This window comes from Halalkalibacter alkaliphilus (genome assembly GCF_023555415.1).
Taxonomy (GTDB): domain Bacteria; phylum Bacillota; class Bacilli; order Bacillales; family Bacillaceae_D; genus Halalkalibacter; species Halalkalibacter alkaliphilus.
Genome location: NZ_JAKRYL010000021.1, coordinates 34,585 through 57,373 on the forward strand (window position 1 = coordinate 34,585; position 22,789 = coordinate 57,373).

A 22,789-nucleotide genomic window follows, 5' to 3' on the forward strand; every position below is an offset into this window, starting at 1 on the left:
CTGAGTAACCTTCTCAGAAAATGCGCCGTGCATAGCCATTGCGCTTCATTGTTTCTACTTTCAGTTACCCTTGACGAACCCTTATTTCTTTACTCTATTCGCATTAGAAAAAGACTAGTTACTGTTTAACTAGCCTCAAATTATAAATCCACTATAACCAATCAAGCGGTGGTACGATTGTTGTACCGACTCCTTTATTCATAAGTACAGTTTCTGCAAATTCTTTTAGAAAGCGTTCATTTTTATATTCATTTTCAAGCATTCGGAAAAAAGATTGCCCGAGATGAATTTTTTCTTCTTGTATTTGACTTCGGTAATAGGCCTCAATTGCTTCAAAATAATGAAGCGGAAATAACAATCTTGCATATAATAGCTTCCATGAATAGGTCGACAACGGTTCGTACTGCTCATATCCCTTTAAAAACTCATTCAATCTTCCCCACGGAAAATTCTTTTCTGTTAAGTGCTGATCTCGCGTCCATTCAGCTAAATCTCTACAAGAATGATCGTAAACAAATTCCGTCGGACGTTTTACGATATCTCCTTCTTCCGATAAGACAACCCACGTTCGGTCCGTAAATCTCCTGTGACATATAGTGGGCTTTTCCTGATTACGGGTTGGATCATCCAAAGTTGCATCGACAACATATTGTATTGCATTTTCCGTCAGTCCCATAAAATATGGATAAGAAAACAAAAAAGCCTCATCTACATAAGATTGCGGTCTCTCGTACAATATTTGCTGATACCAACCTTCTAACTGCTCCAACCTTGTTTCCCACAATTTCGGCCATTGACCGTAAAAATCATATCCTCGCTTTTGGTATGAAAACTGCTTTCCAAAATGGTGAATAGCTGCTAAATGTCCACCCTTCTCTTCTAGCGTTTGAAACCTAAAATGCCCTTCATTTCTTTCCGACGTCATCGGCAAAGCACAAACATAAACTTCTTGCCCGTCAATTAAGCCCGTTCTTCTCCTTTGTAGAGTATAAAGAGGTTCAAGTACAGAAGTATCGCCAATCGATCGCATGAAATCAGCAAAGGCAATCATTTCATCTTCTTGTGACATACACTCTTCTTTCGGCAACAAAATGTACGACTTACCATCAGCTTCAAAGCCTTCGTATGCCCCAATGGAAAAGCGCTTTTCACAATAAATCCCATACACATCATAAAGGTTCCTCTCAAACATTTCCTTCCCTCCTTAACCTTACTCCTTTACCTAGTCTATGACCCAAATGAATAAAATGTGTATGTGGACAGTAGACTAGTATTAGCCTATAGTCATATTCAGGCAGCATGCCGACGGAGGTGTTTCGATGACAAAGAGGATTATGGACGAAGTTGAAACAAAAGCGAGAGAATGGTTAGTCGAACGAGGGGTAACTTTAGAGGATATTGCCGAGCTCGTCTACTTTTTACAAGTAAAGTATCACCCGGATCTCCAACTAGATGTTTGTTTAGATAACGTCGATAAAGTCCTTCGCAAGCGAGAAGTACAAAATGCAATCATTACTGGGATTCAGCTAGATATCCTTGCTGAAAAGAATTTACTTGATGAACCTTTGCAAGGCATCATCGACCGAGATGAGGGGTTATACGGCGTTGATGAAATTATTGCTCTATCCATTGTGAATGTCTATGGCTCTATAGGGTTCACAAACTACGGGTACATTGATAAACAAAAGCCCGGTATTTTAGAGAAATTGAACGACAAAGAATCAGGAAGCTGCCATACGTTTTTAGATGACATTGTCGGAGCAATTGCAGCGGCAGCATCAAGTCGTCTTGCACACAGTGCAGCAAATACGGAGTAATGTTGGCGTTTTTTTCTCAAAAAGGTCAAAGTAAGGCCTTTTGAAAAAGTGCAATGCACGCTCGTCGCCCGTTTTGAAAAAACTACTCTTAAAAGGTTTTAAAAGAATGGTGCGATTTACTACATTGCCCCAAGGCTGTCTCGAAAGGTCAAAGAAAGAACCTTTCGAGACAGCCTATTCTTTTTTTGGAAAACTCTTATTAAACTGGAAGGAAATTGTTAACCCACAATGTGCCTCCTGATGGTAAAATGAACTATTAGCGACAGACTATACAGGGGGATCACAATGCATAAAAAAAGAAAAGTTTTACTATACATCACCCTTGGGATAATTTGGATACTGGTAACCGATTATATCGTTGCGCAATTGAATTCAGATCTACAGGTATATATATTAATACAGCAAATAAAAGGGTTTATTTTCGTCATTTTATCGGGTTTCTTTATTTATTATGCCTTCGTCAAAAAAGCAGAAACTCAAGCCGTTCAAGCTGAAAAGGAAAAACTAGAGATATTAATTAATTCAATGGTTGATTTCGTTAACTTTAAAGATGGACAAGGCAGATGGACTCAAGCTAATGATTTTGCTTTAAAACTCTTTCAAATTGAGCACGTTGATTATGTCGGTAAAAAAGATAGTGAACTAGCTGAATATAGCGAATTTTACCGTGAGGCGTTCTATTACTGCGAAGCTTCCGATGAAGAAGCCTGGAAAATTGGGAAAGTATCGCGGTGTATTGAAAAAATCCCTTCCCCTGATGGGACTACAAAAACATTCGATACGATTAAAGTGCCCATCTTTAATAAAGATGGATCTCGAAAAGAATTAGTCGTGATGGGGCGGAACATTACGGATCAAGTTAAAGTTGAGAAGAAGTTAGAGAAAAGCCGACAAAATTATAAGTCTCTAGTTGAGTTTAACCCTGGATTAGTATTTATTTTAAACCGCCAAGCGAACGTTTTAGAATTGAACCCGCAATTTAATGCGATGACAGGATATGACTCGAAGGATTTTCAAGGGAAATCGATTTTGCCTCTAATTGAGAAAAAGAGCAAAAGAGAAGTTATCCGAGCCTTTAACCAGATTCTAAAAGAACAAATAAGTTGGGTAAATCAGGAAATTACTGTAACCCATAAAGATGGCAGTCAGCGTATCTTCCGATGTACAGCTGTACCAACAATGTATAATGACGAGGTATTTGGAGCAATTGGCTACGCAATCGACGTGACAAAGGAAAAAGAAACAGAAGAACGGTTACGTAAGACAGAAAAACTTTCAGTTGTCGGTGAGCTTGCCGCAAGCGTTGCTCATGAAATTCGAAACCCTTTAACATCGATAAAAGGGTTTATTCAATTTATGAAATCAAACGATAACAATAACCAATCTTACTATACGATTATTCTCGATGAATTAGAAAGAATCAATCAAATTTCTAGTGAACTATTAGCATTAGGAAAACCTCGTGAAGTTCAGTTTGATAAGTGTGATATCAATCAAATTTTTGCTAGTGTTATGTGGTTGCTAGAATCCCAAGCTAATTTATATAACGTCAAAATTGAATATAATCGAGATAACACATTAGATCGTATTGAGTGTGAGCCAAACCAATTAAAGCAATTATTTATAAATATCATTAAGAATTCAATAGAAGCCGATTCTAAGAATATTAATATTCACGTAGGTGAGGTCAAGGACAAGCTTCAAATTATAATTCATGATGACGGGAACGGCATTGATGAAGATCGAATGGAACGTTTAGGAGAACCTTTTTATTCATCAAAAGAGAAAGGAACTGGGCTAGGACTAGCAGTGAGCTATCGAATTATTCAAGCACATCACGGTCGTATTCATTTTGATAGTAAGCTAAATAAAGGAACTACCGTTACAATTACTTTGCCGACAACGCATCAATAATTGAGGGGCTATTCCAAAGGTCAGCGTCACACCTTTTGGAATAGCCCCTTTTTCTTACTAAGCAAACGTGTCTAATTTAAGACTTCCAATAAATAAGCATAGTTTTTTTCCCATCATCTGATAGAATTAGCGTGAGGTGATAATTTTAATGAGTGAATACGGTAAAAATGATATTCGTGAATGGAAGAAAAAACTAGCTCCATTTGAACAGTCACGGGTATCTATTAGTGTGCGTCAATTAATTAATTCAGTTGGACCTTTTTTAGGATTATGGATTTTAGCGTATGTAAGCTTAGACATTTCTTATTGGTTGACCTTGTTACTTGCCATCCCTGCAGCAGGTTTTTTGGTGCGAACGTTTATCATCTTTCATGATTGCACACATTACTCTTTTTTCAAGAGTCGCAGGGCAAATGAAATCGTCGGTATCATTACTGGACTATTTACATTTTGTTCTTTTGAACAGTGGAAACGTAGTCACACAACTCACCATGCGTCAAATGGAAACTTGGAGAAGCGCGGAGTTGGCGATGTTTGGACGATGACATTGCAGGAATATGTGAATGCATCTTCGTTTAAGCGCTTCGCTTATCGAACGTACCGGAACCCTATCGTCATGTTTTTAATTGGGCCTTTATATATCTTTTTAATCGATTATCGTTTTAATACGAAAGGAGCTTCCCAAAAAGAGCGGAGACATGTTTGGATAACGAATATTGTGTTAGCATCTATTGTTTTCGTGTTAGGATCTACACTTGGTTGGACAAACTACCTTCTCGTGCAGCTACCGATTTTTTATATCGCAACTTTTGCAGGCGTATGGCTGTTTTACGTACAGCATCAATTTGAAGATGGTTATTTTGAACACAATGAGAATTGGAATTTTGTTGAGGCTGCTTTAAAAGGTAGCTCTTATTATAAACTACCAAAATTATTACAGTGGTTTTCTGGTAACATTGGCTATCATCATGTTCACCATTTGAATTCTCGTGTACCGAATTACCACCTCGAAGCAGCTCATTTAAGTGATCCCAAGCTGCAGGATGTTCCAACATTAACACTATTATCTAGCTTAAAATCTCTTAGCTTTAAGCTTTGGGATGATCAAGAAAATAGATTTATTGGCAATCGCGATATAAGAGCGCTCTTGCAGAATAAAAAAGCAAAGGCAGCATAAATAGAGAAAAATAAACTTAATATGGGGTTTGAAGAGCGCCAATAAGCGGAAATTTTTCTGTTAGACTGCAGACTAGAGATGGTTCGCGGTATATAAGCGGAGGTTTTCCGATTAAGCAATGCAAAATTACCCATTTTTACGTTTTTCGAGTCAATAGTCAGACTCTTTCCGTCTATTTAAACTATTTTCAGTGCTATTTCCTAATTAAGAGAAATTCCTCCGCTTATTTATCAAATTCGCTTTAGCTTCAGTGTCGAATGAACTTGTACAATCGGGAGCTATAGTTTAATAAGTACATTACATCAAAGAAAAAAGCTTGAGGGCTGTAAAATTCTCTCAAGCTTTTTTGGTGTCTTGTATTGTTATTTATGTTACGAAATCGTATGTTATTGGGGGTTGCGATTTTAGATTTTCTCTACGTTATCGGAACTACCTGCAAATAGATGTGCTTCCCTCTTAATCAAACGTCCATTCTGCCAATGTATCAATAGCATGCGTCGGTTTATCTTCTAGCGCCTCTACTTGTTCCTTTGTTGATACCCCTGTATACACCATCAATGTATCCATCCCTGCTCGTATTCCAGCAAGAATATCGGTATGATAGTTATCACCGATCATGATGGTTTCGTCTTTTGTTAAGCCGATAACATCCAATGCTTGTTCAACAATGATTGATTCAGGTTTTCCAATAAACTTAGGCGCAACCCCTGTCGTTACTGACAAAACAGAAATTAATGAACCTGCACCCGGCATTAATCCACGCTCCGTTGGCAACGCGACATCGCCATTTGTTGCGATAAACGTTGCTCCTGCTCTTATATTCAAAGCTGCAACAGCTAGCTTTTCATACGTAATCGCGCGGTCTAACCCCATCACGACGAAATCAGCATTCTCTTCAACGATTTCATGCCCTTCTTCTTCAAGAGCATACTTCAACCCTTCTTCACCAATCATGCACACACGCGCTTGCTTCTTTTGCTCTGAAATATATGTAGCTGTTGCCATACTTGTTGTAAATACATGCTCAGCCGTTGCCGGAACGTCCATTTCACGTAAGTGTTCGGCTACCTGCTCCGGTCTCTTAGTGGAATTATTTGTAACAAATAAATAAGGAAGCTCTTTCTTCTCAAGTTCCTTCACAAAGGTAACAGCTTCATCAATTTTTTCACTTCCACGGTACATCGTTCCATCCAAATCGATTAAAAAACCTTTATAGCCTTTCATACATCCCTCTTCCTATAGAGAAACTTCATCCTCTATTCCTCTTTGTTCTCTTTTACTTTATATATACAACATGACGTATTTTCCTTCGCAATACATGACTTTCGTTCAACATGATCGGTCTTTAGCAAACGCTTAAACAGTTGTTGTTCACAAGTACAAGCAATTGGATATTCCTTTGCCACTTGAGCAATTGGACAGTTATACTCAATAAACTCATACTCCCCATCATCCAACTCTTTGTATTCGACCATATAGCCACCTTCGCTTTGAACGCGGGCGAGTGCTGCAATTCGTTCAGCAAAAGAGCCTTTAATTTCTGCTTCGTACTTCTCATAAAGACGTTCTCTGCGCTGTTCAAATAATTGATCAACCATTTGACTTCCGCTTAATTGTTCAACATCTTGAAGAATGCCCAATGATAAATCGCTGTAATTCCGCGGAAACGTTTCGCTTCCTTTTTCTGTTAAGTAATATTTATGAATTGGTCGTCCCATCGCTTGTTTTTCCAACCGAGAGTCAATTAGCTTCTCCTTCTCAAGTTCCCGTAAATGCCTTCGAACGGCCATCTCCGTTACCTCTAATTCAGTAGCCAAAGTTGAAACTGTTAGCTCTTGATTGCGTTTTAACAACGTTAAGATGACTTGACGTGTAGAGTTCGCCTCATTCCTCACAACGATCACCATCCTTATCACCATTGTATGCGATGAACGATAAAAACTCAAAAGGACCGGCTCAAAAACCTAATTTTATGAAAGTGCCTCAGGTGACAAACTTCGAACCCGCATCCATATCCGTCTTAATTAGCTTCTCTCATTTGGCAAAAACGCACTAACCGGACCTAACTCCTCTGACAAATACCTTCTCACATCTAAAGGAAACTGTGTTAAGGAAGCCTCATAATTCGTTAATATTTCCACTATTTGACGGTGGTTCACCTCTGAATAATTGGCAATTAGCTGTTTGCGCAGACCAATGATTGTTTTTAAAGCAACCGCATCGTTAGCCTTCACAACTTTTTCATCCTCTAATATGTCAATAATATCTTCATACCCACCTGGATCCCGCATAATAAATCCATCAATCATACTATTTCCAACATCAATAATTGATTCAATAACGACATAAGCAAGCCGCTCTAATGCTAGCTTTTCTGTTAAATTATTACAAGAAGTTAATTGTTCTACCTGTTCTTGTAGTGATTCCATATAATGGAGTGTTTGTTCAATTTTATCCCGATCTACAAAATACATGATGATACCTCCACACATTATTCTCTTCTTCGCGTTCTTCACAACATGTTTTGTTCTCTCTTAGTATACAACATCCATGTCATCCTGAGCATAAAGAATCACATACAAGCATTGATTCATTTCTTCCAATCCTCTTCCGTGGTATGATACTAAATATACACGGTGAAAGGAGCAATACTATGTCTGAGCGCTTTTTTTTATACGACGATATTGAAGAAACTCGCACTCGCTTTGTAAGCTTTATGGGGGAGAATCAACGTTTTGATCTTGCTATTATTAACTCATCAAGATATTACGGAAAACAACTTGTTCTTGATGTCCAATCAAACCGGTTTGCAATCATTGGTTCAGATGACCTTGATGAACCAGGATACATAGAACATGCCTTCAACTTAACTTCTGAAGAGGCAGGAGAATTACGCTCATTTTTGTACGAAATTGTATAGGCGCACCACAAAATAAAAAACACCTCATTCGCACAAAATACCGAATAGGAGGTGTCTTTTTTATGACTGATAAAGAGGAACAAAAGTATTTCGACTTTTCAAATGTTGAAACACAGCGAAATTTCCTTGCTGCAGAAGACTTTCCTGAGGGGCCATATGGCTCACCAATCAATAAAGATAAGCCTGTTTCAAATAAGAGTACACCATGGGAACCAGGGCAGCGCTACTATAGCGCCTTTAATTATGAATTTAAGTCTCTACACCAAAACTTACCTAGGCAGTTTCCGGAGGCTCACCCCACTCATGATGATACAAACAAAAATGAGGAGCCTCCTTACACTACGAATGATTAGTGAGAGGTTAGAAAAAAGCAGTCTCTGCAGACTGCTTTTTTCCCTTTCTTATTCTTTCCCTTTTTGAGATGCTGGTACTTTCACTTTCTTAATGACAAAATATGCACAGCCAAAATTACAGTACTCATACAAATAGTCTGGCAAGGTGCTTATTTTTGTATCGTGTGTTGACTTTTTATGCTTGTCTTCAAAAAAGCCTCTCAACCTTAATTGGTTGTAACCCCAATCACCTACTATGTAATCATACTTGTTTAAGACATCAGCGTAGCGATCTTTAAATGCTTCTTCGTTCCATCCATTTTTTACATCTTCAACAATTTCATATTGCATCCCTTGTATGCGAACCATATGGCTCACCTCTTTAACTTTGCTTTCTTAAATTATAACACAAGAAGACGACACACTTGCAACAGGTTTCCCGAAAACTGTAACATCACCATCATTTACTAGCAGTAAAAGAGCCGTATTTGGGTCAATCTGAAAAGAGAGGGGGTTTGATCATGATAAAAAAATCATTATTAGTTGGCGGCCTTGCAACGATGATGCTTGTTACTGGATGTCAAATGCCTGAACAAGGACAAACATTGCAACGCACAGCTAATTACGACAGTCATCAGCCAAATGGTGGACACTATCCAATTAACCAACTGAACGAAACAAACGATTATAATCACTTCGGCTATACACGTTACGAAAGAGACCTTGTCATGGGTAACGGCCGACAACCTGTCATTCCTGTTATTGATCGCGGACGTTTGTCAGATGCCGTAACAAGAATGGTCTTAACGAATGATGTCGTAAGTGAAGCTGGGGCTCTTGTAACAGACAAGTACGTTCTTGTTGCATATGATGCTCAAGCACATAACCGTGAATATGTTGCAGACCAAGTAAAACGCAGTGCATTGTCTATTGTACCTAGATATTATGAAGTTTATATTTCAGATAACCACGATCATTTTGATGAAATCGAACGATTCCAACATTTAACTTCAGCTACTGCCGATATCGAACGTACATTAGAACAGACAATTGAGGAAATGAAGCTAGAATCGCCACAAGGAGAGTACAACGAAAACACCGACGATGATATGAACATCATGCAATCGAAACAGAGAAGACTTATGGATCGATAATAACAGGGCAAATGGTACTGAAAATGTAAAACCGCTCCTTTAAAATAAGGGTGGGGTGAGTAGGACACCCGAAACATATGAATATCACTTTAATATGAGAACGCAATGGAGTATTTTTAACCCATTGCGTTTTTATAACGTTTAAACTGATTAAAGCTGCGGCTTTCATTTTTTTGATGATGTACGTTCTTTGATTTAATTGGAGTAGTTAGGGGGCATTCATTAGCTTGATGATGTACCTTTTCTGGTGTCACTAGGTTCATTTGGGTTGTCATAATCCTGATGATGTACCTTTTTAGGTGTAACTGGGCTCGTTTGGGTTCTCATAATCCTGATGATGTACCTTTTTAGGTGTAACTGGGCTCGTTTGGGTTCTCATAATCCTGATGATGTACCTTTTTAAATGTAGCTGGGCTCGTTTGGGCTTTCATCACCTTTGATGATGTACCTATTCTAGTTTTAACCGGACTCAGTTGGGTTGTCATTAGCTTGATAACCCCCTCATAATATTGCAGCAAATAACGAAAGAGACGAAAAACCAAAATGATTTCCGTCCCTAAATTGCACTAAAATTACAGGTTCTGACTCTGTATACGAACCCTCACATTTTAGTGCTTTTTTTATTGATTTGTAACCTTCTTCGCTTCTGCTCGAACTTGCGCTTCATTTACTTGCTCGTCAGCGTGATAAGAAGAGCGAACTAATGGACCAGCCTCGCAATGGCTGAACCCTTTGCTTAATGCAATTTCTTTTAACTCGGCAAATTCGTCTGGATGATAGTACTTTTGAACTTTTAGATGTTTCTTCGTCGGTTGTAAGTACTGACCAATTGTCATAATATCGACATCAGCTGCCCGTAGATCATCCATTGTTTCAATGATTTCTTCTTTTGTTTCACCAAGACCAATCATCAAACTTGACTTCGTCGGAATGTCAGCATGCATTTCTTTTGCACGACGTAAGAACTCTAGTGTCCGCTCATATGTAGCACGCGCACGAACCCGCGGCGTTAAACGACGAACCGTTTCAATGTTGTGATTCATAATATTTGGACGGGCATCCATCAACGTCTTCAAGTTATCAAAGCTCCCTAACATATCCGATGGCAGTACTTCAATCGTACAGAAAGGGCTGCGTCTTCTAACCGCACGTACAGTCTCAGCGAATACAGCAGATCCGCCATCCTTCAAATCATCACGGGCAACAGCAGTAATAACAACGTGCTTGAGACCCATTGTCTCAACTGACTCTGCGACACGCTCTGGCTCTTGTAAATCAAGCTCATTTGGCAATCCTGTCTTCACGGCACAGAACCTGCATGCTCTCGTACAAACATCCCCAAGAATCATAAAGGTCGCTGTTTTACGAACAGCCCAGCATTCATGAATATTAGGGCAGCGCGCTTCTTCACAAACGGTATTTAGTTTGTTTTCGCGCATCATTTTTTTTAAACCCGTATAGGACTCATTCGTATTTAATTTTATTTTCAACCAATCCGGTTTACGTAAATGCTCTTCTTTCTTTGCCATTTATTTCACTCCATCCAAAATACCTATTTAAAACTCGTGAACACTTTTTCTCTATACTACTTTATCATGATTTTCGAAAAATAACCAAACGCTCGCTCAAAATTTCCAATCATTCTCTCCAATTTTTCGAGCTTTTTTTTCCCACACTATATAAAGAGAAAAACACGGTCGAGTTACCAGCAGTTTTTGCAAAGGTAGAAAGGAGCCTGACATGAGATTTCAGAAAATCATCGTATTAGCACTTATTGCAGTGTTTATTTCTCTCCCGTGTGTAACTGCGGCTGAGAAAGACGAATTAACAAGTGAACAAATTTACGAGAGACGGATGGATCTATATAAAAAGGTTGAAACGTTAACAAACGTACCATGGCAATATTTAGCTGCTGTTGATACGTATGAGCGCGGGTTACGACGTGCACGTAAGGATCGTCCAAAAGAAGATGGGCTCATTTCCATTTATTACTCTGAAGAAGAGTGGGCGGGGGAATTAAATCCTAACAAAGAAGATACACATCCTCTATCTATTCAAATGTTTGGCGGAGTAGGGCTAGATGGTGATGGTGACGGTCTTGCTGAGCGTACAAATAATGAAGATGTTCTTTTTACGATGGCACATTTTATTGAAGGTTATGGCTTTGATGAAGAAGACTTTCGAATTGCGCTTTGGGAAAAGTACAAGCGTGATCAATCTGTTCGAATTGTTCACGGTCATGCTCTTGTATATGAAAATTTTGATACGTTAGATCTCGATGATCATGCGTTTCCAATGCCTTTAAATTATAATTACAGCTATAAAAACACTTGGGGCGACCGACGCGGCTGGGGTGGTAGACGTATTCATGAAGGAACCGACATTTTCGCAGGTTATAATGTTCCTATCCGCGCAACAGCATATGGACGTGTCGAAATAAAAGGTTGGAATAAGTACGGTGGCTGGCGTATCGGTATTCGTGATCTAGATAATATTTATCACTATTACGCTCATTTAAGCGGTTTTGAAAAAGGAATTGAAGAAGGTTCGATTGTAGCCCCTGGCGATGTTATCGGTTATTGTGGAAGCTCTGGTTACGGAAAGCCTGGTACACAAGGGAAATTCCCTCCACATCTACACTATGGAATGTACCGAGATAACGGGATTACGGAATGGTCATTTGACCCATATCCATCTTTAAAACAGTGGGAGCGAAAGGCTTATCAGGATCGAAAGAAAAAGAAATAAACGTTTAATTAAACAAGGGGTTATCCCCAAAGGTCTTGACCTTTTGGGATAACCCCTCTCCCATTTTTTATTATTTCTTTGCTTTTGCTACCTTCACTGCATTGGCAATGCTCAGTCCTAATCCTCCCCAAATAATTAGCATACCAACAATCATCATGGTTACTGCTCCACCACTCATGATCGCTCAGCTCCTTTCAACTAGTTTTTTGGAATATTTAAGTCATTTTTCTGCCATTTGCTTCTTGCAAATAAAAATCCGATCACTATCGCACCTATTGCTACCAGCCAACCTGATCCAATTAGAAAACTAGTCGAATACCCTTCATAGTTGTTCGTTATATTTTCAATTACGTTTTGAATAAACATGAATCCTAACACGATTGGCGTAATAATACTTAAACAAATTCTCCACCATGCCCCAAGACGGAAATCAGAAACACCATCAGCATGCGTCTGAAGCTCTGGCAGCTTTTTAACAAACCATGAGACAGCAATAACAGAAACAAGACCTGCAAATGCAACCCCGAATTGATTAATGAAATAATCAGCCGCATCAAGGAAGAACAATCCACCTTGAGTTGCAAACAATAATGAAATAACAGCTGCTAACCCACCACCGAAGCCAACTGCTTTGCGACGTGAGAACTTGAATTTATCTTGAACCCCCGAGACAAACGTTTCAACGATCGAAATGAGAGAAGACAATCCGGCAAGTACGAGTGAACCAAAGAACAAGACTCCAAATAAGCCATTCATTCCCGGGAAGGTGTTAATGATCTCTGGAAAGACAACAAAGGCAAGACCAATTCCAGCATCAGCAACATCAGCTACACCAACACCAGATGCTTGGGCCATAAAACCTAGTGCTGCGAATACCCCAATCCCAGCTAACAGCTCAAAACTCGAGTTACTAAAGCCTGTAATAAAGGCATTATTTGTAATATCGGACTTCTTCGACAAATAACTCGAGTACGTAATCATAATCGCAAATGCAATTGATAAACTGAAGAAGATCTGACCATAAGCTGCCACCCACACTCCTGGTGACATAATTTCACTCCAATTAGGCTTAAAAAATGCATCGAGACCTGTTAAAGCTCCTTCTAGAGTAATCGCACGAATGACAATGAGTAAGAACATAGCAACAAGTAGAGGGATAAAGATCCGATTGGCAATTTCAATTCCTCTTCTAATTCCTTTAAATAATACACCGAGTGTAATAACCCACACGATCACCAATGGGATCAACACGCCAGGAACCAGGGCTCCTATATCTCCAGGTGCACCGCCTGAGACTACATCAATTCTCTGGAGATATTCACCCATTAAAAAGCCTCCGGTGTCTTCTCCCCACCTTTGGTTGAAGGCAAAATACGTGTAGGACAACGCCCACGCAATGATAACAGCATAATAGGTCGCTATAACAAATGAAATTGCTACTTGCCACCAACCGATCCACTCGGTTTTTTTGTTCATGCGTGCGTAAGTAAGCGGCGCTGAACCCCGATACTTATGGCCAAGCGTGAATTCCATAATGAGAAGAGGAATACCAGCAGTTATAAGAGCAAATAAGTACGGTAAAAAGAAAGCTCCTCCTCCATTTTCATAGGCGACATAAGGAAAACGCCAGATGTTACCTAGACCTACAGCAGAACCAATGGCCGCCAAAATAAAACCAGCACGAGTTCCCCATTGTTCTCTCCCGTTCATTGACTTCACCTCTCTCGTAAATTTGATAAAACACTTTCTATACTTGTTTATTCTGAATATTAACACTTTAGTATCGAATTTTTATGTTTTTTAGATAGCGCTTACATTTTACATAATCCTGTTGCGCTGTGCTTCAGTAAAGCTGTAAACAGGAAACAAAGGAGATAACAATCTATGTTTGTATAATTTTCCCAAAACAAAAAACCTTACTCAAGGAGGCACTATAAAAAGGTCGACTTTCACCTTTTTAGTAGCTCTAATAAGTAAGGTCTTTTTTCTGATTAGCAACTAGACACTGTTTCTCGTACATGTCTGTAAATCGTTGAAGTAGATATTTTATATTCACTACTAATTTGTTGTAATGTGTACCCTTTTTTATAATATAAATGGCGCCATATTGGAACCAATTCTTGAATCAAATCTGAGTTTGTTTTCTTACTTCTTACCTGCACTTTGTGGCGTACGTTTCGGTAAACCGTATCAGTGCTTACATTATATTTATTTGCAATCGCCTCAAAAGATAGACCTTCGCGATAAAGCTTTGCCCATTCACCTCTAAAGTGTTCATAAACATTATGATTCGTTTTCACGTTTAAGTGAACTTCATTTTTAATTTCGTTAAGAATTACTTTGGGATGAAAGTTATACACATCCCCTATTTGCTTTAATGATTGCCCTTTTTTATATAAAGCAATCCAAGTCCACTTTAAATCTTGAATAATTGGTTGTAATTCTTTATAAATATTATTCTTTACGGCAGTCTCACTTACGTTATGACTTCTTGCAATTTCAGCAAAACTTTTTCCTTTTCGGTAATCAGAAAGCCATTTATGAACATTTTCTTTAAATGGTGATCTCGTTTTTTTTGAAACAAGATGATTAATGTATCTTGACACCGTTTCAGGCTGCACACTATACCTTTTCGCTATCTTCGTAAAATTTAAACCTTCTTCATTATATAATTTAACCCATTCATCTTGTAAATGTAGATACTTTTTTGATGTTCCTCTCGGCATAAGCTACTCCTATCTCTCTTCTTTCGGAATAAAATATGGTACACGGGACCATATTCATCGTTTTGTTACGGTAGCCCGGCTATCTTTGTTAACGGCACTTTAGACCCGTGGCTTTGCGTCCCTATTTTTCAATAAGTTTGCCTTTATCATAAACAACCTGCTTATGCTATAATTTAAAACCCAATTGGAAATCTTACTTCAACTTGAGTCCCCTTATTTTCTTCACTTCTTACTTGAATTGAACCGTTATGCAACCATATAGTTTGATAACAAACCATTAAACCAAGACCAATCCCTTTTTCCTTTAGACTAAAGAATGGCTCACCTAGTCTCTCCAAACGGTCTTTACTTATTCCAATCCCATTGTCTGTTATCGTAACGAGAAGGGAAGACTCATCCGTTCGAACCTCAATGTTCACTACCCCATCTTGTACAATTGCTTCGGTGCTGTTTGTAATTATATGAGTAAATACCTCTTTTATTTTTATTGGATCACACATTATTTTCGGAACCTTTTCCTCATTCTCATGTATGATCTGTATTCCATCATACTTTCCTACTTCTACTATTACATCCTGTATTAATGCGTTCATATCGACTAATTTACGTTCATTCATTTCAGGTTTTGACAGAGTGAGAAACTCTTTCAGGACTTCCTCAATTTGTTGAAAAGAAGAATGGATCACATCAAAATAATCCTTTTTGATAACGCCTTTTTCAAATAGATGAATAAATCCTTTAATTGACGTAATCGGATTTCTAATCTCATGAGCAATCCCAGCAGCTAGTTCTCCGGCTACACCTATCTTCTCTGTTTTTGCTTGATTTTCACTAAGTAAGCAGTTCTCCTCTTTAAAGGATAGACTTTCATTTTCCTTTTGTATCGGTTCTACAGTAACCCCAAGCTTTGCTGGATTTTCTTGGATCTGTTGAATATTACCCATAAGTTCAACCTCTGGCACTGGTTTACTAAAAAAATAGCCTTGTCCTTCGTTACATAGATGTTGTTTTAGAAATTCAACCTGTTCCTTCGTTTCAATACCTTCTGCAACTACATTTAAATTTAAATTATGAGCCATTGAGATAATTGTTTTAACTATTGTTTCATCATCTTTATTTGAAAGTTCACGGACAAAAGATTGATCAATCTTTAAAGTATCAACTGGAAACTGCTTTAAGTAATTTAAAGAGCTAAATCCTGTCCCGAAATCATCGATACTAATTTTTACTCCAAGGCTTTTTAGCTCATGAAGGGTACCTATAGTTTGTTCAATATTCGTCGTCATACTTTCTGTTATTTCTAACTCAAGCAACTGCGGCTGCAACTCTGTTTCCTTTAGAATGTTTTCAATTGTTTGCACTAGGTTAATCTTATTAAATTGTCGTGGAGATAAGTTGACAGACATAACTATTTCATAGCCTTGTGATGATAATCTTTTATTTTGCAGACAAGCTGTTCTTAACGCCCATTCTCCAACGGATACAATTAACCCTGATTCTTCAGCAATTGGGATAAATGTTGCTGGCGAGACCATCCCCCACTTCGGATGATTCCACCTCATTAACGCTTCCACACCAACTACTTCGCCCGTCTTCAAACTTACTTTTGGTTGGTAATGCAACTCCAGTTCGTTACGTTCTAAAGCTGAGTGAAGATCCATTTCAATTGATAGCGGATTAATTGAACCAAGTTCTCGTTCTGAATAAAAGTAAAAGGTATTTCTACCCATTTTTTTAGCTTGATACATCGCATAGTCAGAATTTCGTGTAAGTTGTTCAACGGATTGTCCGTCTTCTGGGAACATACTAATCCCGATACTTGGGGATGTGAAAATATCGTAATCATTAATTAGAAAAGGATATGACAATGATGCAACAATATTTTTGGAAACATTAGCCGCAAGCTCTCTATTTGCATTTGTAAGGATGATAATAAATTCATCCCCACCTTGACGAAACAAAAAATCATTGTCAGCCAGACAAGATTTTAGACGCTTCGTTACTTCTTTTATTAATAAATCCCCTACGTGATGACCCATATTGTCATTTATGACTTTAAAACGATCCAAATCAATAAAAAGAATAGCTAATTCCTCATGTTCCCTTATTACATTAGAAAAGTTTTTTTCTAACATGAAACGATTAGGCAATCCTGTTAAATAATCATGATAGGCCATTTTTTGTATTTCCTCTTCCTGTGTTTTCCTGCTGGAAATGTCACGATAATTTATGACAATACCGTTTACATTTTCATCTTCAAGAAGGTTTGTCACATACGCTTCACAATATATAAACCCACCATCTGAGGTTTTGATTTTCAGTTCACCTCTTTGTGTAATATTAGGCCGGTTCAAAACCGAATAAAATAAATTTTGAGCTGCTTTCAAATCCTCTTTGCAAACAAGCTCAAAAACAGTCGTTCCGTTCAACTTACAAGGGTCATAGCCCAAAACTTGTTCTACAGCAGGACTTTGATATTTAATGATTCCGCGGTGATCAATAATTCCTATAACATCCGTTGAGCGGTTGATGAGTGACTCAAAGCGCATTTCACTCTTTCTTAGTGCCGCTTCTAGTTCTTTCTTCTCAGAGATATCTTTTGCCACACCATAAACACCTAATATCTCACCTTTTATTTTTGCTGGGACTACTTTTACACTTACATATTTTATATTTCCATTTTCGTGCATAACTCTTATTTGCCGTTCTTGGTCCTTGCCTCTTAGCGCATTGAAAAAATAACCTTTTACATCTGCTACATCTTCTTGAAAAATATAGTCTGTAAAATGAGAATATAATAGCTTATCTTTTGGATACCCAAGTAACTTCACTAATCCATCGTTCAACTCAACAAATTCTCCTGAAGTATCTAAAAGAAATAAGGCTTCTGGATAAGCAGAAAAAAGGTCAGTATAAAGAAGTTCTTTATTGATAGTTTGTAATTTTTCACGGTTACGATAAGATACCTTATTCAAATTCTCACCTCATGTTCAATCATACTTACTTCAATGACTGTTTCTTTTGGACGTACATATTGATAACGATTGTTTGAAGAACCAACTGATTTCTTAATTACCTTCATCTTCGTTAATCTTTCGATCGTTTGTATTGATTTATGTTCTAATGAAAAACTACCCTTTTCTTTATTACAGCTAAGTATAAGTAGAATACATTGGTTTACTATATACATCTCATTTTTACAACTCATTTGTTTTTTCCCAACTTTGCTAAGGAATTTTTTCAAGACCATTTCTAAGTTTTATACCTTCATTTTCCTTTAAATTTACTTACTCGTATATCACCTGCTGCTCTCAATTTACTTTTAAAGGTTTGAATTCCATTAGGAGTGTTATCCTATAGGAAGTTTTTAAGATTATGGCATTCTTTAAAAATATGCACATCCCCTTTTTACCTAGGACTAAAAAGACAACTTATCCACTTTTATAGATTTAGGCTCTTCATAAATAGGAATGTATTCCTACACAAAACACAAAAAACCCGCCTTAGGCGGGTTTAGATTGGACTATAACCAAGTTGGTAAATCATAGCGATAGCTTGTGAACGATCACTAACTCCTAATTTTTGCAGAATTCGTGTAATATGATTTTTCACCGTATGCTCACTGATAAACAAATTAGTAGCAATTTCACGGTTATTAAAACCTTTTAAGACTTGATTTAATACTTCTATCTCACGTGATGACAAACCTAGCTTCTTCTTTAAAGTATCTGTGACATTAGTACTTTCTGATATAGGATTATTTTTGCTTGCGACTGGACGCTCCTCTTCAAAGGAAATCACCGTTTCAACCACTAATTGCTTTTGGATATACGAGGTAAACTGTTCTCTTAAGTCATAATCAATCGATTCCAATTCATGAATCGACTCTAGTTTTTCATCATCACTTGAAAACTTGTATACGAGTGCCAAAATTTCACTTTCTCGACTGCTCGACTCTTTTTGTTCAAGGACGCGGAAACACCCTTCTAAAATTGAAAGCGATTTATTATCACTTAAATAACCTTTCAGAAACTCAAACTCATAACATACTAAACCACTGATTTTTACCAATGTACGATTACGTTCATTTAAATAACTAATGAAATCCTTAACATGCATTTTTATTTTTTCAGCTAGTTGATACTTCACTTCATTTTGCTGGCGCAGCAATTCATATAACAAGTTGATTATATAATCATCTGTTCCTGCAGCATCTCCATTTTGACACAGATGGATGGAAATACTGCCGGCTATAGCTAGACTCGATAAGAATGGTTTGAATTTCTCAGGGCTATTACCTGGTGATAACCCAACACACAGCACACCATACAATTGGTCGTTATAACGCAGGGGGAACTCCAACACCTTTGTTCCCCAGCTGGTTTCCTGTTGAATTGGCTCTTCCCAGTTTACAATCTTTGACTTTGAAAAAGCTCTTACGGCAACTTCATAACCGTAACCATTTATTTCTGTAGACTTCAGTCCTCTTGAAACAATGTCTACTTTAGATTGATTTACCTCAGGTTTAAAGACAATACAGGCAAACGGACCTCGAATAATATTAATGCTTATATCAACTAAAATGTATAAGACCCTTTTTATCTCTTTAACTGTTGTCATAACACGAAATACTTCGTTGAACGTTGACAATTCCATTAAATGATTGTGTAAATTTTCTTTTAAGTGCTGGGATGTCACTAGAACACTCAAAAGAGAAGAATGTATTTTTAACTGGTCTAGAAATCGAGTGTCCGTTATTTCTTTGTTTAAGCTGCCACCAAATAAAATGCCAATGACCGTTTTATCCTTATAAATAGGTACACAAAATAAACTTTTAGGCTCGATACGGTGTCGCCTAAAAAAGTTAACTCTCGGATCATTACTGACATTTTGCCAAAATTGAAGTTGCTCTGTTGCAAGAGTATGACCTAGAAAACCTTCCCCCATTAAAAAGGTCAACCCTTTAAGCTGGTCTGTATTGCTTCCATGAAGTGTTTCAATATGATACTCTTCGTTTTCTTTTTCAACTGCTAATCCAATAAACTCAATTTGATGATGTAAATGATACATCTCCTCTATGAAAGAAGAAGGATTTGCTTGATCCAAACGCATTGACTCTAAATTTCGATACAAAAAAGCAGTGCTCTCATCCTCATGCTTAGTTACTATTCCAAACTTAAAATAGGTCTCAGCTATATCAACTAATTTCCCTATCGTTTGACATCTCTCATTAATCTCATCATCTGATAGTTCGGGTACTTCCTTAATTGCCTGTTCCAGTCCTTTTATTTCTGGGAAGTTTCTTTTGGCATATTCACAAACAAATGGACGTGCAGACATTTCCATAAAATATCCTGCAAGAATAAAACCAACATGTTGAGGGCTTGTCCTGATAGGAGAAACGATAATTTTCAAGCCCATGCGGTTATCAATAACGGTTGGTTGACGAATGACCTTTAACGGATTTATAAACTCCTGATAATATTTGTTTTCCCCCCAATGATCATGAGTAATCCTTGATATAGAATTATGATTAGATACATGTGTTAGTTCGTTTCCATCTTCATCAATAATCACAACACCTAAATCAGCTAACAACGCATAGGCATCCTGAATATCTTGAAGAAACGTTATATTTCGTCCCATAACTCCTCCTTTTGCAGATCGATTGTTACAGGCTGGATATATCGGTAAATTGCACTTTCCCCTGTGCCAATTACCTCTAAAACCATAGTTGAAACTAATTGATCTAGTACTCCCATTAAATCATCGGTATTCCGTCCTAGTCGTGCAGCCAACCCTTTAACGGTTTCATACGCGTAGGGGTTTTCTTGAAAAAACATAGTACACTCTACTTGTAACGGATTTAAGTGATAAGAAACCACAGCTCTTTCCCCCCTATAGTAACCTTATATACGGTTTTGTTTGAACATTTTCCACAAGTAAAGGTCGAGACATATTACCTTGCGGCGACTTTTTCAATTGGAAATATTGATAGTTGCCGTCTACCCATGTTTGAAATACACCATGACACGTTCTCTCTAGAAAACTTGCTGTTTCCAAGCCTATTTCAGTAAAGTTACTTAAGGCAATCATGCTCATATTCGCCGCACTGATAAAGGCAATTTCTTCAGTAAGGTAACTTTTCACAAATTCTTTCCCTCTTTGAGAAACGATTGTATTAAGATCATTAAATAAGAACCATTTCTCCCCGTTTTCTGCACTCTTTGAAACTGCAACATTCAGTTTCTCTCGAATGACTTGACTGTATTCTTCGTTATTCATATGCTTTACATCAATGACAGCTGACCTATACGCTTCAGGGATTGGACGATCATAGTGCTCGATAAAGTAAATCTTTTGCTTCCTCACTACTTCTTCTAACTCAACACCATATAGTCGATAGATATGTTCAAGATCATACAGGCTTGATAAACTAGATAAAATAAGGATGACATGTTCCCCAGCAAGAATCCGGCTTGCCACGATGGAAGCTAAAAAGTATTTATAATTAGCCTTACTATTCGTATCTAAAACAAATGCTGTTCCCCTAGGGATCCCGCCAGACAGCAGCCTATCTAAAGCTGTGATTCCTGTCGTTACATTTGTTTGGTTATCTGTTACAACCATATCTTCGAACATAGAAAGTGCAGGGACTAAATACATCCCTTCATCGGTTAACCGGTAAATATGTTCTCCCTCTTTAATCCGGCAGCCGCGCATTTTTAGAACTTCCAATGTTCTTTTTCGATAAATGGAATTATGCTCTGTTAACGAAAGCCTAATCACACCATCCACAACATAACTTACAAATGGGATTTCATTTTTATTAAGAGAGATCTGTTCATGAATTAATAAAGAAGTTAACGAATACTTCCTTAGTATATTTCTTAACGTATATACCGTTTCTCTTTTCTCTACTTGATTATCAATCCCAAAATGAAGCAAATTTAAACTATCTATAACAACCCGTTTACAATCAATCTCCCTGATAATCTGTTCAAAAATGCCGTTTGGCTGTTTCATTTGACTTATTAATACATCTGGTGACAAACAAATGACACGCAGCTTATTTTCTCGTTCTAACGCTTTTAAATCCCATCCAAATGACAGCATTTCCTTATACATCTGATCAGGAAATTCTTCAAATGTTATATATACGCCAGCTTCACTGTGATTTTTTGCACCATCATATAAAAACTGCATTCCCAAAATAGTCTTACCTGTTCCTGGTGCCCCGTCTAGTAATATGGAAGAACCAATAGGGAAGCCACCAGTTAAAATAAAATCTAATCCCTCAATTCCAGTCGTTGTATATGTAACCATTACAAAAAAACACTCCTAACTTCTTAACATGACAAAGACATACATTTATTCGAATACTTTATTTAAGGTTTTTTAAATACATCTACTATTATCATTATACTACTTATTACTGTTTACTTCTTGCCTTATTAGATTCCAATTTAATTAGTTTTCCCTTTTTAAAAAAACATAAACTCGACATCCCGAATTTTCTGGGGAGTTGTCACACTCACATGAAAATTGAGTACGATGAATTAATATAGAGGTTTTCGATGATGGAAGGAACGTTTGAAAAGGAGGTGAAAGCATGGCTAGATATAGGAGAAAGCCCGTTATCATTGAGGCTGTTAAAATCACTAGAACGATTACTATTGAAACAGCAGAAGGCTCAATGGTTGGGCGTCCCGGTGACTATCTTATTACAGATACGAACGGTGAACAGTATCCTTGTAATGCGGAGAAATTCGAAAAAAGTTATGAACGTGTTAAAGATGGGAAAGACGTTACCACTTTTATCAAAAGAGCACTAAGAAAAGTAAAAAGAAAGTCTAAAGAGTTCTTCGTGAAAACACAAGGGTAAAGAATGTTGATTTTCTATCCTCACTTGTAGCAAATCGTTGTTTGTAATTGGAGCAACATTGTTCAAACGAGGGTTTTCTTTTTGTTAAGAATCACTCTTATGACAAAAGCCTAGCT

At 37.5% G+C, this 22,789-nt stretch carries 23 protein-coding genes and 1 riboswitch; of the genes, 8 read left to right on the forward strand and 15 right to left on the reverse strand.

What is annotated here, in order from left to right:
* Positions 1-151: 151 nt before the first annotated feature.
* Positions 152-1,192, reverse strand: coding sequence for a spore coat putative kinase YutH (gene yutH, locus MF646_RS17540; RefSeq protein ID WP_250097811.1), 1,041 nt, complete (start codon positions 1,190-1,192; stop codon positions 152-154).
* Between the two features lie 127 nt (positions 1,193-1,319).
* Between yutH and MF646_RS17545 the strand changes: the two genes are divergently transcribed.
* From MF646_RS17545 to desA, 3 genes are all read left to right on the forward strand, one after another.
* Entirely contained in the window at positions 1,320-1,817 is a 498-nt protein-coding gene (locus tag MF646_RS17545) for a phosphatidylglycerophosphatase A family protein (RefSeq protein ID WP_250097812.1), read from the forward strand.
* A 285-nt stretch (positions 1,818-2,102) separates the two neighbouring features.
* The gene (locus MF646_RS17550; RefSeq protein WP_250097813.1) at positions 2,103-3,731 is read left to right on the forward strand and encodes a PAS domain-containing sensor histidine kinase; all 1,629 of its coding nucleotides are present in this window, start codon (positions 2,103-2,105) and stop codon (positions 3,729-3,731) included.
* Between the two features lie 148 nt (positions 3,732-3,879).
* A complete protein-coding gene (desA, locus tag MF646_RS17555; RefSeq protein WP_250097814.1) occupies positions 3,880-4,908 on the forward strand; it encodes a Delta(5) desaturase DesA in 1,029 nt (342 codons plus the stop codon).
* Positions 4,909-5,364: 456 nt separating this feature from the next.
* Here desA and MF646_RS17560 read toward each other — a convergent pair whose 3' ends face one another.
* The 3 genes from MF646_RS17560 to MF646_RS17570 all read right to left on the reverse strand — a co-directional run bounded on the left by MF646_RS17560 (position 5,365) and on the right by MF646_RS17570 (position 7,382).
* Positions 5,365-6,132 (reverse strand): TIGR01457 family HAD-type hydrolase, encoded by a 768-nt coding sequence (locus MF646_RS17560; RefSeq protein ID WP_250097815.1) that lies wholly within the window; start codon positions 6,130-6,132, stop codon positions 5,365-5,367.
* Positions 6,133-6,164: 32 nt separating this feature from the next.
* Positions 6,165-6,815 (reverse strand): helix-turn-helix transcriptional regulator, encoded by a 651-nt coding sequence (locus tag MF646_RS17565; RefSeq protein WP_250097816.1) that lies wholly within the window; start codon positions 6,813-6,815, stop codon positions 6,165-6,167.
* A 117-nt stretch (positions 6,816-6,932) separates the two neighbouring features.
* On the reverse strand, positions 6,933-7,382 hold the full coding sequence (locus MF646_RS17570) for a DUF86 domain-containing protein (protein WP_250097817.1): 450 nt from the start codon (positions 7,380-7,382) through the stop codon (positions 6,933-6,935).
* 179 nt (positions 7,383-7,561) lie between these two features.
* On the opposite strand from MF646_RS17570, the gene MF646_RS17575 reads away from it, so the two are divergent.
* On the forward strand, positions 7,562-7,828 hold the full coding sequence (locus MF646_RS17575; RefSeq protein ID WP_250097818.1) for a DUF3055 domain-containing protein: 267 nt from the start codon (positions 7,562-7,564) through the stop codon (positions 7,826-7,828).
* A 62-nt stretch (positions 7,829-7,890) separates the two neighbouring features.
* Positions 7,891-8,181, forward strand: coding sequence for a cytosolic protein (locus MF646_RS17580; RefSeq protein ID WP_250097819.1), 291 nt, complete (start codon positions 7,891-7,893; stop codon positions 8,179-8,181).
* 48 nt (positions 8,182-8,229) lie between these two features.
* On the opposite strand, the gene MF646_RS17585 is transcribed toward MF646_RS17580, so the two are convergent.
* Positions 8,230-8,529 (reverse strand): YutD family protein, encoded by a 300-nt coding sequence (locus MF646_RS17585; RefSeq protein WP_250097820.1) that lies wholly within the window; start codon positions 8,527-8,529, stop codon positions 8,230-8,232.
* 152 nt (positions 8,530-8,681) lie between these two features.
* Here MF646_RS17585 and MF646_RS17590 point away from each other — a divergent pair, with 152 nt between their 5' ends.
* The gene (locus MF646_RS17590) at positions 8,682-9,314 is read left to right on the forward strand and encodes a YhcN/YlaJ family sporulation lipoprotein (RefSeq protein ID WP_250097821.1); all 633 of its coding nucleotides are present in this window, start codon (positions 8,682-8,684) and stop codon (positions 9,312-9,314) included.
* Between the two features lie 347 nt (positions 9,315-9,661).
* On the opposite strand, the gene MF646_RS17595 is transcribed toward MF646_RS17590, so the two are convergent.
* Both MF646_RS17595 and lipA read right to left on the reverse strand, forming a co-directional pair.
* Positions 9,662-9,799, reverse strand: a complete 138-nt coding sequence (locus MF646_RS17595; RefSeq protein WP_250097822.1) for a hypothetical protein — start codon at positions 9,797-9,799, stop codon at positions 9,662-9,664.
* A 135-nt stretch (positions 9,800-9,934) separates the two neighbouring features.
* Entirely contained in the window at positions 9,935-10,843 is a 909-nt protein-coding gene (gene lipA / locus MF646_RS17600) for a lipoyl synthase (protein WP_250097823.1), read from the reverse strand.
* Positions 10,844-11,054: 211 nt separating this feature from the next.
* Here lipA and MF646_RS17605 point away from each other — a divergent pair, with 211 nt between their 5' ends.
* Positions 11,055-12,062, forward strand: coding sequence for a M23 family metallopeptidase (locus MF646_RS17605; RefSeq protein WP_250097824.1), 1,008 nt, complete (start codon positions 11,055-11,057; stop codon positions 12,060-12,062).
* 70 nt (positions 12,063-12,132) lie between these two features.
* Here the strand turns inward: MF646_RS17605 and MF646_RS17610 are convergent, their stop codons facing one another.
* From MF646_RS17610 to MF646_RS17645, 8 genes are all read right to left on the reverse strand, one after another.
* Entirely contained in the window at positions 12,133-12,240 is a 108-nt protein-coding gene (locus tag MF646_RS17610) for a MetS family NSS transporter small subunit (RefSeq protein ID WP_250097825.1), read from the reverse strand.
* 20 nt (positions 12,241-12,260) lie between these two features.
* Positions 12,261-13,772, reverse strand: a complete 1,512-nt coding sequence (locus MF646_RS17615) for a sodium-dependent transporter (protein WP_250097826.1) — start codon at positions 13,770-13,772, stop codon at positions 12,261-12,263.
* A gap of 281 nt (positions 13,773-14,053) precedes the next feature.
* Complete coding sequence (locus MF646_RS17620) at positions 14,054-14,788, reverse strand: hypothetical protein (protein WP_250097827.1); 735 nt, start codon at positions 14,786-14,788, stop codon at positions 14,054-14,056.
* Between the two features lie 66 nt (positions 14,789-14,854).
* Positions 14,855-14,940, reverse strand: a riboswitch (cyclic di-GMP riboswitch).
* Positions 14,941-14,961: 21 nt separating this feature from the next.
* Positions 14,962-17,763 (reverse strand): EAL domain-containing protein, encoded by a 2,802-nt coding sequence (locus tag MF646_RS17625; RefSeq protein WP_250097828.1) that lies wholly within the window; start codon positions 17,761-17,763, stop codon positions 14,962-14,964.
* On the reverse strand, positions 17,760-17,996 hold the full coding sequence (locus MF646_RS17630) for a hypothetical protein (RefSeq protein ID WP_250097829.1): 237 nt from the start codon (positions 17,994-17,996) through the stop codon (positions 17,760-17,762). The genes MF646_RS17625 and MF646_RS17630 overlap by 4 nt, the downstream gene beginning before the upstream one ends.
* A 305-nt stretch (positions 17,997-18,301) precedes the next feature.
* On the reverse strand, positions 18,302-20,434 hold the full coding sequence (locus MF646_RS17635) for a LuxR C-terminal-related transcriptional regulator (RefSeq protein WP_250097830.1): 2,133 nt from the start codon (positions 20,432-20,434) through the stop codon (positions 18,302-18,304).
* Positions 20,419-20,673: a hypothetical protein gene (locus MF646_RS17640; protein ID WP_250097831.1), complete on the reverse strand. Its 255-nt coding sequence runs from the start codon at positions 20,671-20,673 to the stop codon at positions 20,419-20,421. Before MF646_RS17640 ends, MF646_RS17635 begins: the two co-directional genes overlap by 16 nt.
* Before the next feature lie 13 nt (positions 20,674-20,686).
* On the reverse strand, positions 20,687-22,114 hold the full coding sequence (locus tag MF646_RS17645; RefSeq protein ID WP_250097832.1) for an ATPase domain-containing protein: 1,428 nt from the start codon (positions 22,112-22,114) through the stop codon (positions 20,687-20,689).
* Positions 22,115-22,400: 286 nt separating this feature from the next.
* On the opposite strand from MF646_RS17645, the gene MF646_RS17650 reads away from it, so the two are divergent.
* The gene (locus MF646_RS17650) at positions 22,401-22,673 is read left to right on the forward strand and encodes a hypothetical protein (protein ID WP_250097833.1); all 273 of its coding nucleotides are present in this window, start codon (positions 22,401-22,403) and stop codon (positions 22,671-22,673) included.
* Positions 22,674-22,789 lie beyond the last annotated feature (116 nt).

Excerpts from the sequence above, each read along its gene's own strand:
- MF646_RS17620 (WP_250097827.1), bottom strand. The coding sequence starts at position 14,788 with ATGCCGAGAGGAACATCAAAAAAGTATCTACATTTACAAGATGAATGG.
- MF646_RS17615 (WP_250097826.1), bottom strand. The coding sequence starts at position 13,772 with ATGAACGGGAGAGAACAATGGGGAACTCGTGCTGGTTTTATTTTGGCG.
- MF646_RS17560 (WP_250097815.1), bottom strand. The coding sequence starts at position 6,132 with ATGAAAGGCTATAAAGGTTTTTTAATCGATTTGGATGGAACGATGTAC.
- desA (WP_250097814.1), top strand. The coding sequence starts at position 3,880 with ATGAGTGAATACGGTAAAAATGATATTCGTGAATGGAAGAAAAAACTA.
- MF646_RS17630 (WP_250097829.1), bottom strand. The coding sequence starts at position 17,996 with ATGAGTTGTAAAAATGAGATGTATATAGTAAACCAATGTATTCTACTT.
- MF646_RS17610 (WP_250097825.1), bottom strand. The coding sequence starts at position 12,240 with ATGAGTGGTGGAGCAGTAACCATGATGATTGTTGGTATGCTAATTATT.
- MF646_RS17590 (WP_250097821.1), top strand. The coding sequence starts at position 8,682 with ATGATAAAAAAATCATTATTAGTTGGCGGCCTTGCAACGATGATGCTT.
- MF646_RS17650 (WP_250097833.1), top strand. The coding sequence starts at position 22,401 with ATGGCTAGATATAGGAGAAAGCCCGTTATCATTGAGGCTGTTAAAATC.
- MF646_RS17585 (WP_250097820.1), bottom strand. The coding sequence starts at position 8,529 with ATGGTTCGCATACAAGGGATGCAATATGAAATTGTTGAAGATGTAAAA.
- MF646_RS17565 (WP_250097816.1), bottom strand. The coding sequence starts at position 6,815 with ATGGTGATCGTTGTGAGGAATGAGGCGAACTCTACACGTCAAGTCATC.
- MF646_RS17545 (WP_250097812.1), top strand. The coding sequence starts at position 1,320 with ATGACAAAGAGGATTATGGACGAAGTTGAAACAAAAGCGAGAGAATGG.
- MF646_RS17605 (WP_250097824.1), top strand. The coding sequence starts at position 11,055 with ATGAGATTTCAGAAAATCATCGTATTAGCACTTATTGCAGTGTTTATT.
- MF646_RS17635 (WP_250097830.1), bottom strand. The coding sequence starts at position 20,434 with ATGGGACGAAATATAACGTTTCTTCAAGATATTCAGGATGCCTATGCG.
- lipA (WP_250097823.1), bottom strand. The coding sequence starts at position 10,843 with ATGGCAAAGAAAGAAGAGCATTTACGTAAACCGGATTGGTTGAAAATA.
- MF646_RS17570 (WP_250097817.1), bottom strand. The coding sequence starts at position 7,382 with ATGTATTTTGTAGATCGGGATAAAATTGAACAAACACTCCATTATATG.
- yutH (WP_250097811.1), bottom strand. The coding sequence starts at position 1,192 with ATGTTTGAGAGGAACCTTTATGATGTGTATGGGATTTATTGTGAAAAG.
- MF646_RS17550 (WP_250097813.1), top strand. The coding sequence starts at position 2,103 with ATGCATAAAAAAAGAAAAGTTTTACTATACATCACCCTTGGGATAATT.
- MF646_RS17645 (WP_250097832.1), bottom strand. The coding sequence starts at position 22,114 with ATGGTTACATATACAACGACTGGAATTGAGGGATTAGATTTTATTTTA.
- MF646_RS17575 (WP_250097818.1), top strand. The coding sequence starts at position 7,562 with ATGTCTGAGCGCTTTTTTTTATACGACGATATTGAAGAAACTCGCACT.
- MF646_RS17580 (WP_250097819.1), top strand. The coding sequence starts at position 7,891 with ATGACTGATAAAGAGGAACAAAAGTATTTCGACTTTTCAAATGTTGAA.
- MF646_RS17595 (WP_250097822.1), bottom strand. The coding sequence starts at position 9,799 with ATGACAACCCAACTGAGTCCGGTTAAAACTAGAATAGGTACATCATCA.